Annotated in this window: 12 protein-coding genes and 1 pseudogene; 6 read left to right on the forward strand and 7 right to left on the reverse strand. The window is 69.8% G+C overall.

Going from position 1 to position 13,920, the window contains the following annotated elements:
* Positions 1-23 precede the first annotated feature (23 nt).
* Entirely contained in the window at positions 24-794 is a 771-nt protein-coding gene (locus tag LJB74_RS04520; protein WP_259307404.1) for a polyprenol monophosphomannose synthase, read from the forward strand.
* A 142-nt stretch (positions 795-936) separates the two neighbouring features.
* Positions 937-2,889, forward strand: a complete 1,953-nt coding sequence (locus LJB74_RS04525; protein ID WP_259307405.1) for a hypothetical protein — start codon at positions 937-939, stop codon at positions 2,887-2,889.
* A gap of 73 nt (positions 2,890-2,962) precedes the next feature.
* Here the strand turns inward: LJB74_RS04525 and rfbD are convergent, their stop codons facing one another.
* Positions 2,963-3,835 (reverse strand): dTDP-4-dehydrorhamnose reductase, encoded by an 873-nt coding sequence (gene rfbD / locus LJB74_RS04530; protein ID WP_259307406.1) that lies wholly within the window; start codon positions 3,833-3,835, stop codon positions 2,963-2,965.
* A 129-nt stretch (positions 3,836-3,964) separates the two neighbouring features.
* Between rfbD and LJB74_RS04535 the strand changes: the two genes are divergently transcribed.
* Positions 3,965-4,582, forward strand: a complete 618-nt coding sequence (locus LJB74_RS04535; RefSeq protein WP_259307407.1) for a dTDP-4-dehydrorhamnose 3,5-epimerase family protein — start codon at positions 3,965-3,967, stop codon at positions 4,580-4,582.
* Between the two features lie 52 nt (positions 4,583-4,634).
* Here LJB74_RS04535 and LJB74_RS04540 read toward each other — a convergent pair whose 3' ends face one another.
* Positions 4,635-5,759: a glycosyltransferase family 1 protein gene (locus LJB74_RS04540; RefSeq protein WP_259307408.1), complete on the reverse strand. Its 1,125-nt coding sequence runs from the start codon at positions 5,757-5,759 to the stop codon at positions 4,635-4,637.
* Between the two features lie 86 nt (positions 5,760-5,845).
* Here LJB74_RS04540 and LJB74_RS04545 point away from each other — a divergent pair, with 86 nt between their 5' ends.
* Positions 5,846-6,994, forward strand: coding sequence for a glycosyltransferase family 1 protein (locus LJB74_RS04545; RefSeq protein ID WP_259307409.1), 1,149 nt, complete (start codon positions 5,846-5,848; stop codon positions 6,992-6,994).
* Positions 6,995-7,012: 18 nt separating this feature from the next.
* Here LJB74_RS04545 and LJB74_RS04550 read toward each other — a convergent pair whose 3' ends face one another.
* The 4 genes and pseudogenes from LJB74_RS04550 to LJB74_RS04565 all read right to left on the reverse strand — a co-directional run bounded on the left by LJB74_RS04550 (position 7,013) and on the right by LJB74_RS04565 (position 10,517).
* Positions 7,013-8,053: a glycosyltransferase family 2 protein gene (locus LJB74_RS04550; protein ID WP_259307410.1), complete on the reverse strand. Its 1,041-nt coding sequence runs from the start codon at positions 8,051-8,053 to the stop codon at positions 7,013-7,015.
* Positions 8,046-9,311 carry a lipopolysaccharide biosynthesis protein gene (locus tag LJB74_RS04555; RefSeq protein ID WP_259307411.1) on the reverse strand — a complete coding sequence of 422 codons (1,266 nt, stop codon included), beginning with the start codon at positions 9,309-9,311 and terminating at the stop codon, positions 8,046-8,048. The genes LJB74_RS04550 and LJB74_RS04555 overlap by 8 nt, the downstream gene beginning before the upstream one ends.
* A 59-nt stretch (positions 9,312-9,370) precedes the next feature.
* A complete protein-coding gene (locus tag LJB74_RS04560) occupies positions 9,371-9,778 on the reverse strand; it encodes a DUF2304 domain-containing protein (RefSeq protein WP_259307412.1) in 408 nt (135 codons plus the stop codon).
* Positions 9,775-10,517 (reverse strand): annotated as a pseudogene (locus tag LJB74_RS04565) (glycosyltransferase family 2 protein). The gene LJB74_RS04560 and the pseudogene LJB74_RS04565 overlap by 4 nt, the downstream one beginning before the upstream one ends.
* 170 nt (positions 10,518-10,687) lie before the next feature.
* Between LJB74_RS04565 and LJB74_RS04570 the strand changes: the two are divergent.
* Together LJB74_RS04570 and LJB74_RS04575 are read left to right on the forward strand one after the other, a co-directional pair.
* Positions 10,688-12,208, forward strand: coding sequence for a DUF2142 domain-containing protein (locus LJB74_RS04570; RefSeq protein ID WP_259307413.1), 1,521 nt, complete (start codon positions 10,688-10,690; stop codon positions 12,206-12,208).
* A gap of 2 nt (positions 12,209-12,210) precedes the next feature.
* Positions 12,211-13,305, forward strand: a complete 1,095-nt coding sequence (locus tag LJB74_RS04575; RefSeq protein WP_259307414.1) for a glycosyltransferase family 2 protein — start codon at positions 12,211-12,213, stop codon at positions 13,303-13,305.
* A gap of 17 nt (positions 13,306-13,322) precedes the next feature.
* Here the strand turns inward: LJB74_RS04575 and LJB74_RS04580 are convergent, their stop codons facing one another.
* Positions 13,323-13,466, reverse strand: coding sequence for a hypothetical protein (locus LJB74_RS04580; protein ID WP_259307415.1), 144 nt, complete (start codon positions 13,464-13,466; stop codon positions 13,323-13,325).
* Positions 13,467-13,920: the final 454 nt, after the last annotated feature.

Here is a 13,920-nt window from a genome sequence, read left to right on the forward strand (position 1 = left end):
CTCGATTCCTGGAAGACCCTGACATGAGCCTGCGCACCCTCGTGATCATCCCGACGTACAACGAGCGGGAGAACCTTCCCCTGATCACGTCGCGCCTGTTCGATGCCTTCCCTGAAGCCGACCTGCTCGTGGTCGACGACGGCAGCCCGGACGGCACCGGCGAGCTTGCCGACACGATGGCGATCGACGACGCACGCGTGCACGCGCTCCACCGCAGCGGGAAGCTCGGCCTCGGCTCGGCGTACATCGCGGGCTTCCGGTGGGGACTCGAGCGGGGGTACGACGTCCTCGTCGAGATGGACGCGGACGGCTCGCACCCGGTGTCGGCGCTCCCGTCCCTCGTCGCGGCGATCGAACCCGCCGAGCGCCCCGGGTCGACCGCCCTCGCGATCGGGTCCCGGTGGGTCTCGGGCGGGACGGTCGTGGACTGGCCCCGCTCACGCGAGGCACTGAGCCGCGGGGCGAACCTGTACGCACGGCTCGCCCTGGGCATCGAGGTCAGGGACGCGACCGCGGGCTTCCGCGCGTACCGCGCCGACGTGCTGCGCGCGATGGACCTCGGGTCGGTCAACTCGTACGGCTACTGCTTCCAGATCGACATGGCGCTCCGCGTCATCTCCGGCGGGCACCGGGTCGTCGAGATCCCGATCGAGTTCCGCGACCGAGAGCTCGGCGAGTCCAAGATGAGCCGCGCGATCGTGCTCGAGGCCATGTGGAAGGTCACGCAGTGGGGCGTCGAACGGCGTTCGCGGCAGCTGGCTCGCGCAGCGGGGCGCGCGTTCGACCGCCGCTGACGGAGACGCGCCGGGACCGCAGACCGGGCGATCGGCCCCGGTCTTCCATGCCGTCCGCGTACACTCCTCGCTGGACATCCAGGGGGCCTGGAGGCCGAGGGGATCCGGAGGCAATCAGGTGCTGGACAGCGTTGTCGCGTCGGTGGCGACAGACACCACGCCGACCGACCACCGGGTCCGCGCAGGTCTGACCTTCGTCGGGGTCGCGGGCGTCGTTCTCGTCCTGCGCGTTCTCGGCGTGATCGACGGACCTGCCGCAGTCGTCTTCGCCGGCGTCGTCGCCCTTGCGGTGCCGGTGTCGCGACAACTGTCGAGGCGGATCCTGGTGGTGGGCCTGCTCGCCTTCGGCTGGATCCCCGTGCTCTGGTGGGTTCCTGTCCCGACCGCCGGGCTGGGCCGTGTCTCGCTCCTCCTCGCCGCCTCGGCAGGTGCCGTAGCCGCATGGGTCGCCGTCGCCGATCACCCTGCCGAGCGTCTGCGACGACTCGTCCCCCGCGTTGCCGCTGTCGATGCCCTCCCCGCTCTCGCAGCCGGTGCCGCGGCGGTGGTCCTGCGAGGCTGGTTCAGCTTCCGTTCGCCTGACGTCGCGCTCGCCTATCTTTCTCGAGGTTGGGACAACTCGGCGCACTTCGACATGGTCGAGATGATCCGTACGCACGGGACGACGATCGACACACTCGCCGCACCCGTAGGAACGACCTGGAAGTTCGCTGATTACCCGCAGTCGTTCCACGTTGCGGTGGCCGCCCTCATGGAGCTCACGGGGAAGGCCGTTCCCGCCGATATCGGGACGGAGCTCGTCGCCTACACCCACATGGTCGGGCTCGTGGCGGTCATCGGCGTCGCGGTTGTGGTCGCCGGCCTGTGCGCGCTTCCGTCGCTCCGCGCTCGACCACTGCTGGCCGCACCGCTGGCCGTCGTCATCACGACCGGATACGTCCTGGGCCCAGGAAGCATCGCGCTCCACTACGGCTTCCCGAACTTCTTCCTCGCCTGCGTGCTCGTCGGAGCCGGGTTCCTGCTGGCTGCGCCACTCCGGACACGTGTCCCGACCGCGCATCTGGCGGCACTGGGCGGGGCAGTCGTCGCTACCGCGCACAGCTGGATCCTCCTTGCGACTCTGGTCGCGCCGGTCGCTGTGATGGCGCTCGCCATCGTGTGGCGCGGACGCCGGCGTCGCACACGACGCGCACTGCTGGTCGACGCCGGAATCGTCCTGGCGACCCTGGCAGCAACGGCGCGCACAGTGGCGATCCTCGTCGGGCTTCGAGCGACCGATGTCCTCACCACCCAGGGCGGTATCCCGGCGCCTCGGCTCGCCGTCCTACTGGCGCCACCCATCATCGCGTGCCTCGGCTGGGTCGCCCTCAGCGCCGACCGACGGCTTCCGCTCACGACTCGGCTGATCGCGCGATCGCTCGCGTTCGTCCCGATGATCGGGCTCCTGACGCTCGAGGTTGTCGCAGGAGTGCAGCTGCGCAGAGCAGGGGACCTCTCGTACTACTTCTGGAAGTACGGCCTCGGAGTCGAGCTCGTGTCCGTCGTCGTGCTCGTTGCCGGTGTCGCAACCGTTGTGAGGCCGTGGCCGCACTCCCGATCGTCGCGTGTCGGGCTTCGCGTCGCCGCCTCGATCGCGGCATGCGCGGTCGCGACCCAGACGTTCGGGCTGTTCGGGCCCGGGTTCTCGAGATTCCCGATCTGGCATGTCGCGCCGGGTGCCGAGAGCTACCTCCAGATCGCCCAGCAGTCCCCCGCGACCATCGCCGAGGCGCGACGCCTGCTGAGGACCGCCTCTTACCAGAACGCGTCCCCGGGCACCACCCTCGTCTACCTGGAGACTGGGTCGCCGGCGATGGACCCGATCAGCGCGCAGCAATGGCTCCTGGCGCTCACGACACGGTGGACGAGCGCAGCGAACGCTCAGGCGAGCCTGTTGCTGTTCACACGCAGCACTCCTCAGGCGATGCTGCTCACTGCCGAGAAGGTCCTCGAGCAAGACCCGGCCAGCCAGCTCGCCGTCACGGGAGACGCCGCACCTGCACTCGTCGCCTCCCTCGGAGAACCGACACGGGCCTTCGTGCTGCCCGCTTCCTGAGCCGGTGTCCGAACTCCCCAGCAGCACTGAGACGACCGCGCGGCTGCACTGGTGGGCGTGCGGCCCGGCGCTGTCAGACCAGGGCGCCGAGCACCGAACCCGATGCGAGTGCCCATCGCTCGGCCCAGCTGCCGATCGGCGCCACAGCGACCCGCTCCAGGGCGTCGTGCCCGAGCACGGAATACGCCGGACGCGGTGCCGGCCGCACGAACTGCGCACTCGTCGTCGGACGGACGATCTGCGGGTCGAGCCCCGCGGACGCGACGATCGCCTGCGCGAACCCGTGCCAGGAGACCGCTCCGGACGAGGTGCCGTGGTAGATGCCGCTCGGAACCCGCGCCGCGACGAGCCGCAGGATGAGGTCGGCCAGGTCGCTGGTCCAGGTCGGCTGGCCGACCTGGTCGTCGATGACATCGAGCCCGCCGCGCTCGGCAGCAATGCGAGCGATCGTCTTGGGGAAGCAGGCGCCAGCGGCACCGTACAACCATGCGGTCCGCACGATGAGGTGATCTGGGCACTCGGCGCGGACGGCCCACTCTCCGGCGCCCTTGGTGCGCCCGTAGGCCGACTGCGGGGCGAGTGCACCGTCCTCGGCATAGGGGGTCTCGGAAGCACCGTCGAACACGTAGTCCGTGGAGATCTGCACGATCCGCGCACCGGAGCGGCTCGCCGCTCGAGCGAGGTTGCCGGCGCCGACGGCGTTGACCGCGAAGGCGGTGGCCTCGTGCTGCTCGGCGTCGTCGACGGCCGTGTAGGCCGCACAGTTGACGACGACGTCGACGTCGGTGACGACGTCCACGCACGCTCGTGCGTCGGTGATGTCGAGAACGTCAGTGACGCCTGAGGCGGAGCGGTCCGCGGTGCGCACGGCCTCCCCGCGCTCCTGCAGGAGTCGGACTAGGTCCTGGCCGAGCATTCCGTTCGCTCCGACTACCAACCAGCGCATGCGGCTCCCCGATCCTCGTACATGACCGGGTCAGTCTAGGTGTCGCCTCATGCAGGTTGTCGTGTCCGCGTGCCTGCAGCGGTCGCATAGGCTTGGCCGGCCGGATCCGCCGCATGCCGAGAGGTCTCCATGACGTACCGCGAGCTTGCCGTCCCCGGCGCCTGGGAGATCACTCCGAAGCAGCACGGTGACCCCCGCGGCGTCTTCCTCGAGTACTTCCAGGGCGTCCCCTTCCAGGAGACCACTGGACATCGGTTCGACCTGCAACAGGCGAACTGTTCGGTCTCCGCTGCGGGGGTGGTCCGCGGCATCCACTTTGCCGACGTCCCTCCCGGTCAGGCGAAGTACGTGACCTGCGCCAAGGGCGCGGTCCTCGACATCGCGGTCGACCTCCGCGTGGGATCCTCGACTTTCGGTCAGTGGGACTCCGTGCTGCTCGACGACGTCGACCGACGTGCGATCTACCTGAGCGAGGGACTCGGCCACGCCTTCATGTCGCTCGAGGACGACTCGACGGTGCTCTACCTGTGCTCGACGAGCTACTCCCCCACCCGCGAGCACGGCATCCATCCGCTCGACCCGGACGTCGCGATCCAGTGGCCTACGACAGCTCGTGACGGGCGCACGTTGACGCCGCAGCTCTCGGAGAAGGACCTCGCGGCCCCGACGCTGCGCGAGGCGCGCCTGCAGGGACTGCTGCCTCAGGACGATCAGGTGAGCGCGTACCTCGGGTCACGTCGATCCTGATCGGACTCGACGCGGACGGAACGGGGTGCCGCTCGTCCGGACGGTCGTGTCGTCATCGACGACGCAGGGCCGCCTCGAACGCGACGATGTGGGCCCGTGCTGCTGCGTCCCAGGTGAAACCTGCCGCACGCGCGACTGCAGCTGCCGAGAGGGCGGCGCGGCGAGCGCCGTCCGCCAGGAGGTCACCGAGCGCCACGGCGATCTCTGATTCGTCGGTGCCGCAGTAGGCAACGGCGTCTCCCCCGACCTCCGGAAGAGAGAGCTCTCGCGTGGTGAGCACGGCGGCGCCGCAGGACATGGCCTCGAGAACCGGCAACCCGAAGCCCTCACCGAGGCTGGGATAGGCGACCACCACTGCACCGGAGAGGAATCCCGCGAGCTCGCTCAGCGGCAGGTACCCGGGTCGCAGGACCCGCAGGTGCGATGGAACCGCATCGATCGCCGGCTGCACGGCGTCGTCCCAGCCGGCACCGCCCGCGAGGACCAACGCAGGGGGCGAGTCGAGCGCACCGACCGCGTGCACCCATCCACGGATGAGGGCCGGGACGTTCTTCCGCGGCTCCAGCGTCCCGAGGAATCCGATGTACGCCTGGTCACCGAGCTTGAGCTCACGCCGGACATGCACCTGCTCCGCCTCGTCGGCCGGCCGGAACAGGGCGGGGTCGACGCCGTGGTAGGCGACCTGGAACCTCTCGCGACGGCCGCCGGCGAAGCGCAGCACTTCGTCACGCGTGGCCGCTGACGGCACCACGAGTCCGGCGGCACGGCGCACCGCCGTACGGATGGCCGACTGGAAGAACCTCTTCTTGACCGGGGAGTGCAGCTCCGGATGACTGAAGAACGTCGCGTCGTGAAGCGTGACGACCACGGGTACACCCGCGCGGCGCGGCATCGTGTAGTGCGGGCTGTGGAGCAGGTCGACGCCTGTGGCGCGGATGAGGCGTGGCAGGCCGATCTGCTCCCACACCATCCGGGCTGGTCGCCCGGTGATCCACGACGGCGCCGTCACGATCTCCGCACCAGGCACGAGGCGGGCGGTCCCGGCCGCGTCACGTTCCTGGCAGGCGACCACCAGGTCGACGCCGCGCGCCGCGAGTGCGGGAAGGAGCGCGTCGACGTAGCGGCCCACTCCACCGCGGTCCGAGGGTATGGCGGTCGCGTCGAGGAGGAGTCGCACGGACTGATCGTAGGTGAGTCGATCTCCACGCACGGCTGCACACGCACTCGTGCAGGCGCGCCCGACCCCGGCGATAGGCTCGAGCCGTGATCGCCGAGCCGACTCCCGTGTCCGTCGCGATGACGGTGGAGCAGCTCTGGCAGCCGGCACCTGGCGGCTCCGGCACCTACATCTCGGAGCTCGCGCGTGCCCTGGCACTCGAGACCGGCGTCGCTCTCACAGGGCTCGCCGCACGGGCCTCCGGCCCCGGCACGCTGCCGCTGCCCTCGACGATGCCCGTCCATCGCTCCGTACTGCCACGGCCCGTGCTCTACGAGCTGTGGTCACGGAACCGAGGTCGCGGGACGACGTCCGCCCGTTCACGGTCCCGCTCGAGATGGCGTCCCGACGTGCTGCACGCCACGACGTGGGCGATCCCACCGCACGTCGCGCCGCTCGTCGTGACGATCCACGACGTCGCGTTCCTGCGGGACCCGAGCCACTTCACTCGACGCGGCAACGCCTTCTTCCGGCGCGCACTCCAGATCGCGCGGGACGAGGCCGAGATCGTCGTCGTCCCGTCGGCCGTGACGGCTGCGGACTGCCTCGACCACGGCATCGAGGAGTCCCGCATCAGAGTGATCCACCACGGTGTGCACGCCCCGGTCGTCTCGCGTCTCGAGCTTCGGGACTTCCGCGCTGCTCATGGTCTCGACCGCCCCTACGTGATGTGGTGCGGAACCCTCGAACCGCGCAAGAATCTCCCCACTCTGCTCGACGCCTTCGGTGCACTCCTGGACATGAACCTGGATTTCGACCTCGTGCTCGTCGGCCCGACAGGGTGGGGAGGATCCACCGACGAGGTCGAGGAACGGGCCCGACGGCTCCCGACGGGACGCGTCCACCTGCTCGGCCACCTCGATCTCCCCGACCTGCACCGGGCCTACGCGGGGGCCCGCGCCTTCTGCTTCCCGTCGACCTGGGAGGGGTTCGGGATGCCCGTCCTGGAGGCGATGGCGCACGGGGTCCCGGTGGTGACCTCGGCCGGCACCTCGATGGCGGAGATCAGCCCCGGTGGTGCCATCCTCGTCGACCCGTCGTCCGCCGACGAGATCGCCGCCGGGCTGGTGGCGGCCACCGGACCGCAGCATGACGAGCTGTCCTCGGCGGCGACCGACAACGCGGCGCGATTCACCTGGGAACGGAGTGCGCACCTGCACGTCCAGGCGTATCGTGACGCGCTCGGAAGCACCTGAGACGGCCACCGCGCCGCCTCACAACCCCAACCGCACGAGCCTCCAGTAGGCGATCAGCAGGGCCTGCAGCGGCTCGGCAGCGGCCGGGAGCGGCATGGCCGCGGCGTCGAACCGCTCCACCCACAGGTGCGCCAGCTCCCGGTCGGGAACGGTTCGAGCGGTCTGGACCTCCCGGCGCCGGGTGACCACCCAGCCGAGGTGACCGAGAACCCAGGTCCACCCCTTGACCTTCTGCGCTCCCCAGCCCTGCGCGGCGGCGATCACCGCCATCGCGATCTCGAAGGCGATCAGCACGGGAGAGAGGAGCGCCAACGTCCGACCGCCGTAGCACGTCAGCACGAAGAGCAGTCGATTGCGCTCCAGCAGGTACATCTTGAGAGGATTCCGGCTGAACTCGTAGTGGTGGACAGCGACCGCGTCGGGTACGTACCGGACGCGGAGGCCTCGCTGCCAGCACCGCCAGCTGAGCTCGAGATCCTCCTGGTAGGCGAAGAACTCGAGGGGGAAGCCCCCCAACGCGTCCCAGACCTCACGGCGGAGGACGAGTGCCGCACCACTCGCACCGGTGACGTCGACGGGCGCCTGGTGCAGCCGGGCAGGGTCGTCGAGGCCACCTGCCCAGCACAGCCCGAGGAAGTGCAGCGGGTTCCCGGCGGAGTTCATGACCGTCGGGTCGCTCGCGAGCCGGATGCTCCCGGTCGCGATCCCGATCTCCGGTCCAGCGGCCACCGCGGCGAGTCGCGCGAGCGCCATCGGATCGACGACGGCATCGCTGTTGACGAGCGCCAGGAATCGGGTCGACATCCGCGACGCCCCGAGGTCGACACCGCCCGTGAAGCCGAGGTTCGACGACGGTCGCACCAGGTCGAAGCCGAGCTCGACGCTCATGCCATCGAGATCGGTGCGCTCGCACCCGTTGTCGACCAGGACGAGCCGCACGGACACGCCCTTCGACGCGAGGACGGCGCGCACGGCGACGTCCAGCACCGGCTCCGCTCCGTAGGCAAGCATGACGACGCCGACCTCGGGGGTCTCACGACTCTCAGGAGACTCAGCCACGGAGTCCCTCGACGTCCCGCAGCTCGGCAGAACCGACGTGCCAGCGAGCGAACCGCACCGTGAGCCCCGCAGCAAGCAGGACCAGCGCAGCACCTGACCCCGCGACGAGAGCCCAGGCGGCGCGCGCCGAGAGCTCGCCGGGCACGCTCGCGGCCATCGCGAGCCCGACGATCCCTGCGGCCCAGCCGACGACGACCACGCGGTCCGCCCTGAGCGCCAGCAACGCCTGTGCGGCCACCTGCGCGAGCATGAACAGGGCGCCCGAGAGGGCGATGAGCGTGATCACGCTGCGGTCGATCGAGAACTTCGACCCGAACAGCAGGGGCACGAGCTCTCTGCCGAGCAACCACACGACGAGCACACCGCCCGCTCCGATGGCGAGGGTGCCGATCGCGACGACCTCGACCCGTCGGCGGAACCGTGCCCCCTCACCGGCGCTGACCAGGCTCGCGAGCCCCGGCAGGAAGACTGCCTGGACCGCAGCGAAGAGGAACAGCGGCACCCTCGCGATGACGAGTGCGGCAAGGAACTGACCGCTCACCTCAGCCTCGTCGGCTCGCGCGAGCAGCTGGACGACGATCGGCCCCGCGTTCGCGAGAACCTGGGAAAGAACGGACGCCCCGAGCAAGGTCGAGATGGCGCGGACCACGAGGCGACCGGTGACATCGGACCCTCCAGGACGCACCAGGTCGCGGCGCCGCCCGGTGGTCACGAGGACCGCGACGACCGGGGTCACGAACAGCACGACGGCGTACAGGGTGATGCTCCGGACACCGAACGCGAAGAGCACCCCTGCGGCGACGACGCGCAGCACGCCATCGACCGCGAGCTGTGCGCCGTACCGGACGAACCGGCCCCGACCGGACAGCAGGCCCCGGACGACGTAGGACGCCGCCATGCCGCCCATCGCCAGCACGAGGACGGCGATGAGCTCGCTGTGGCCGGCGAAGAGCCGCTCACTGACGACTGGCCCAGCGCCGATCGCGATGACGGTGAAGATCGCGAGCATCGCCAACGCCACCATGATCACGCGGCGCGCGTAGGTGCTGTTGCCCTCCCCCAGCGCGCGTCTCATGGCCGTCACGCGTCCGAGCTCCTGCTCGAACGGCAGGAACACGCCGATGCCGAGAGCGTTGAGCAGCGTCCACATCACCGAGAGCGGCGCGAACGCCTCCGGCCCGAGCCCTTGGCCGGCGAAGCCGAGGTAGCCGTAGGTCGCGAGCCCGAAGATGCCGAGGCCGGCAGCGACGGCAAGCATCCCCGCACCGTGGCGAGCTTCAGAATCCGTGGGCGGTCCTTCTCCGAGCAGCTCCTCCGTCACGTCGGGTCGCCGACGTGGGGGCTCGGGTCGGCGACCGGCGGCCGCGGCAGCTCGCCCTCGCGCGCACGTTCGAGCCGCTCGAGCCGGTTCCGGAGCAGCGCGGACTCCTCGGCCAAGGTCTGTGCCTCGTGCTCGAGCGAGCTGAGCTCGGCGGAGAGCTGGACGCAGACGACCAGGAGCACCAGCAGCCCGAGGAAGAACACGAGGTTGAGCGGTGTCGCGATCCCGACGAGGGTCGCGATGCGGTTCAGGAGCTCGGGGAACGCACCGACGACGATCACGACGACTGCGAGCGAGATCCACAGCGCCGCATACTTCTCACGCAGGCGCCGCCGCCGCAGGAGCTCGAACATGAACGCCAGAGTGATCAGCGCCCCCGTCAGAGCGAAGACGTAGCCCCTCATGATGTCGGCTCCGGCGTCGTGCGAATCTGCTCGCGCCGTCGTGTGAGCGATATCCCCAGCGCGAGGCATGCCCTGAGCAGGTAGATCGCCGCCTTCACCGGGCGTTGCGAGGGCATCCCCGCAGAACGCTCACGCATCGACACACCCACCTGCGAGACCGTGAGCCCCCGCGCAGGGCGATGACGAGCGACTCGATCGTGTCCCCGAGGTACTCCGCGGGGTAATGGACGGCGAACAACCGTATCGCCCGCGGACCTGCCCCGCGGAATCCCGACGTGGTGTCCGTCAGACGCGTTCCTGCGAGGCGGCTGAGGACACCCGCGAGCACCCGCATGGCCCACCGCCGGGGACCACGGACCGTGTAGGTCCCCTCGTCCGCGAAGCGTGCGCCGATCACGATGTCGGTCTCCGAGAGAAGCTCGACGATCCGCGGCACGTCCCGAGGGTCGTGCTGCCCGTCGGCGTCCACCTGCACGACCACGTCGTAGCCTTCCGCCAGTGCGTACCGGAACCCGGCACGCATTGCCCCACCGACCCCGAGGTTGAACGGCAGATCGAGCACATCGACGCCGTGCAGACGGGCAACCGCGCTCGTCGAGTCTGCCGAGCCGTCGTTGACCACGAGCACACCGACCTCGGGCAGGTTCTCCGCGATCTCACGGAGTACTGCCGGGAGCGACTTCTCCTCGTTCCATGCGGGGAGGACGACCAGGACACGACGACCCGATCCATCAGACATGCCCGCCAGACTACCCATAGCCCGCAGCCGACCGACCCGATACTAGGCTGGGCGCGCTCGTCGGCACCCCGCCACCATCGACACCCCAGGATGTCCCGATCGCCATGACAGACCCTGAAGAGAATCGGGCCGCTGACGTGCGGCACCGGAGCGGTGTCGCACTCGCGTGGGTGGGAGTTGGTGCTCTCTTCTTCGCCCTCATCGCAGCGTGGTCATTCGCCACCCCTCTCATGTCCTCGCCCGACGAGCCGAGCCACGTCGTCAAGGCCGCGGCAGTCGCGCGCGGCCAGTGGAGCGGCGTCCTCGGCCCTGCTCCGACAGACACCTCGAGTCCCGGTGCGGGGACGACCGTCCAGCTCCCGAACGATCTCGCGGCCTCGGCGGCACTGCCGAACTGCTACGCGTTCCACCCGGACAACGCGGCGAGCTGCATGCCACGACTACCTGCCCGCACAGGTGCCGACGTACCCGCGGTGACCTTCGCCGGTCAGTACCCGCCGCTGTACTACGCGCTCGTCGGCTGGCCGTCGCTCTTCCTGAGCGGCGAGGCAGCGCTGTACGGGATGCGACTCGCGTCCGCCGCCATCTCCGCGGTGATGCTCGTCTGGGGTGCCTATCGCCTGACCACGGTGCGTACGAACCGGCTGATGCTCTGGGGCGCGGTGGTGGCTCTCACCCCGATGTGCCTGTTCCTCGCCGGAACTGTGAACCCTTCCGGCTGGGAGATCACCGTCGCGTTCAGCTTCTGGGCTGCGTGCCTGGCGATCGTGGCGCGTGACGGCGGTCCGACCACAGGCGCACTCGTCCAAGCGGCGGTCTCCGGTGCGGCGCTGGTGAACATCCGCGCGAGCTCGCCGCTGTGGGCGCTCGCCATCGTCGTGGTCGCGGTCCTCGTCGCGCCGCCCGGTCGCCTGCGCGACCTCGTGCGGCACCGACTGGCGCCGTGGCTCGGCGGCGTCGCGGTGCTCGCCAGCCTCGCCGCCATCGCGTGGGTCGTCACGCACGGCAGCGTCGTCAGCGCGCGGCATCTCTATCCTCAGTTCGCGAGTCTCAAGGTCACCTTGCTGACGATCAGCGCAGACACGTACGGCTACCTGCAGAACATGATCGGGAACTTCGGCTGGCTCGACACACCAGCACCGCCTCTGACGTACGTCCTGTGGTACTTCGTGCTCGGCGCAGTCATCCTGCTCGGGCTCGGTGCCGCGATGCGGGCGAGGGCAAAGGCGGGCCTCGCCCTTCTCGTCAGCGCGGTCGTTGCCGCACCGTTCGTCCTCCAGATCCCGACCGCCGCCGATGCCGGGATCATCTGGCAGGGCCGATACGGCCTTCCGCTCGCCGTCGGGGTCCCCATGCTGGCAGCGATCCTGCTCGGAGAACAGCAGCCGGCTGTCGTCGCGCTCCTGCGCCGGGTGTTCCGGGGAACGATCCCCTGGATCCTCGTCGCGCACGTCGCGGCGTTCTACTTCGCGGCCCATCGGTACGCGGAAGGCGCAACGGGCCACTTCCTCTCGTTCTCGCCGATGTGGTCCTCACCGATCGGTTACCTCACGGGCGTTGCCCTGTATGCCGTTCTCTGCACGACGCTCGCCCTCATGGTGTGGCGCAGCGCGCGCCCGGATCGGGCTCCGCACGGCCCAGCCCTGGGGCTGACATCCGTGACGCTGCCGGATCCGGCGCAGGCTCGGTGACCATGGGCGACGCCTCGAACGGGACGCCACGTCAGCCCGCTCGCGTCAGAGCGGTCGTCGTCTCGTGGAACGGCGCGCACCTCCTGCCCGACTGCCTCGACTCGCTCCTGGCACAGACGGTGGTCGACGACCTCGAGATCGTCGTCGTGGACAACGCCTCCGAGGACGGCACCCTCACGCTGCTCACCGAGCGCTACCCGACCGTCGACGTCGTGCGCAGCGACATCAACACCGGCTTTGCCGGCGGCGCCGATCTCGGTATCAGCGGGTTCAGCGGTGACTTCATCGCCCTCCTGAACAACGATGCGACGTTCGAGCCGAACGCGATCGAGAAGATGATCGCCGTCCTCGACCAACCCGGCAACGAACGTGTCGCAGCCGTCACCGCGAAGATCCTGCTTGCTGGCGCCTACCGGCTCGAGAGGGCTCCGAGAGTCGCCCGCCGTCCAGCGGGGAGCTTCCGCCGTAGCGACGGCTGGCTCGTCCCGACAGACCCTGCTGCGCCGTCGGCGTTCTTCGTCGTGAACTCCACCGGCAACGTCGTGACCCGCCGCGGAACCGGAGCCGATCGGGACTGGCTGCGCGCGGAGGGTGAGGAGTCGCACGACCCAGACGTCTTCGGGTTCTGCGGCGGTGCAGCACTGCTCCGGCGGTCTGCGATCGACGCCGTCGGCGGATTCGATCGCGACCTGTTCCTCTACTACGAGGACACGGACCTCTCGTGGCGTCTGCGCGGCGATGGGTGGACTGTCCGATACTGCGAGTCGGCGATCGCTCGGCACCGGCACGCCGCGAGCTCGGACAGCGCGAGCCCGACCTTCCGGTACTACAACACCCGCAACTCGCTCGTGGTGTTCGCGCGGCACGCCCCGGCCCCGCTCGTCGCAGGTTCGTTCGCGCGCCAGGTCACCGGGTGCGCGATCGCCGCGTTGACACACTCTGAACCACGGGCTGTCACCGGAGCACGTGTCCGCGGGCTGGTGGACTTCGCGCGACGCTCACCCGGTATCGTCCGCGAGCGCCGCCGCTGGTCCGCTGCTCGAGTCGACCGCCGTGAGGTTGCGCGGTACCTGTCCGACGCTCCGCCCACGGTGTAGCCGAGCACACGGACCGGCTACGCGCTCGCCGACTTCCGGGCGCCGTAGTTCCCCGCGACCGTCGACAGCAACGTCCCACCGAGCAAGACAGTCGCTGCGCCCGCCCCCGCGACCAGCCGCAGCTCGACCCGAGAGAACAAGCCGTGGCCGAACACGATCACCAGGAGGAAGGCCAGCGCACCCGAGAGCCAGCCCAGTGCCGCGCGAGCGTGGCGCTCGGACCCAAAACCAACTCCGTGACCTTGAGGAACACGTGCATCGCTCCATCGGACACCGCGAGTCCGAGCCCGACCGGCACTGTTCCATCCGGCGGCGAGCTCGTCGACGGAGGAAGCGATCGACGGGGAAGAGGGTTCGCATGAGCCTCCACGCTGGTCTCGCCCGGAGTCGCTCACCAGCGCGCGGAAGCTGAGGACCGCGTAACCGAGTCCCCTTGGGCAAGCTCCGGAGCGGAGACTGCGGGGCTGTCGCGTGATCTTCGATGGTTCGGCGCTGAGCGCAGGGAGTTGCCGGGGTGTCACCTCCTGCGGCTCGGGTACAACGGTGAGCCGGGTTCGTGACGAGACGGCATCGGAAGGAAGGCGGTGGCCTTCGGCCCACTCGTCGCACTGCTCG

It is taken from the genome of Cellulomonas sp. P24 (assembly GCF_024704385.1).
Classification (GTDB): Bacteria; Actinomycetota; Actinomycetes; order Actinomycetales; family Cellulomonadaceae; genus JAJDFX01.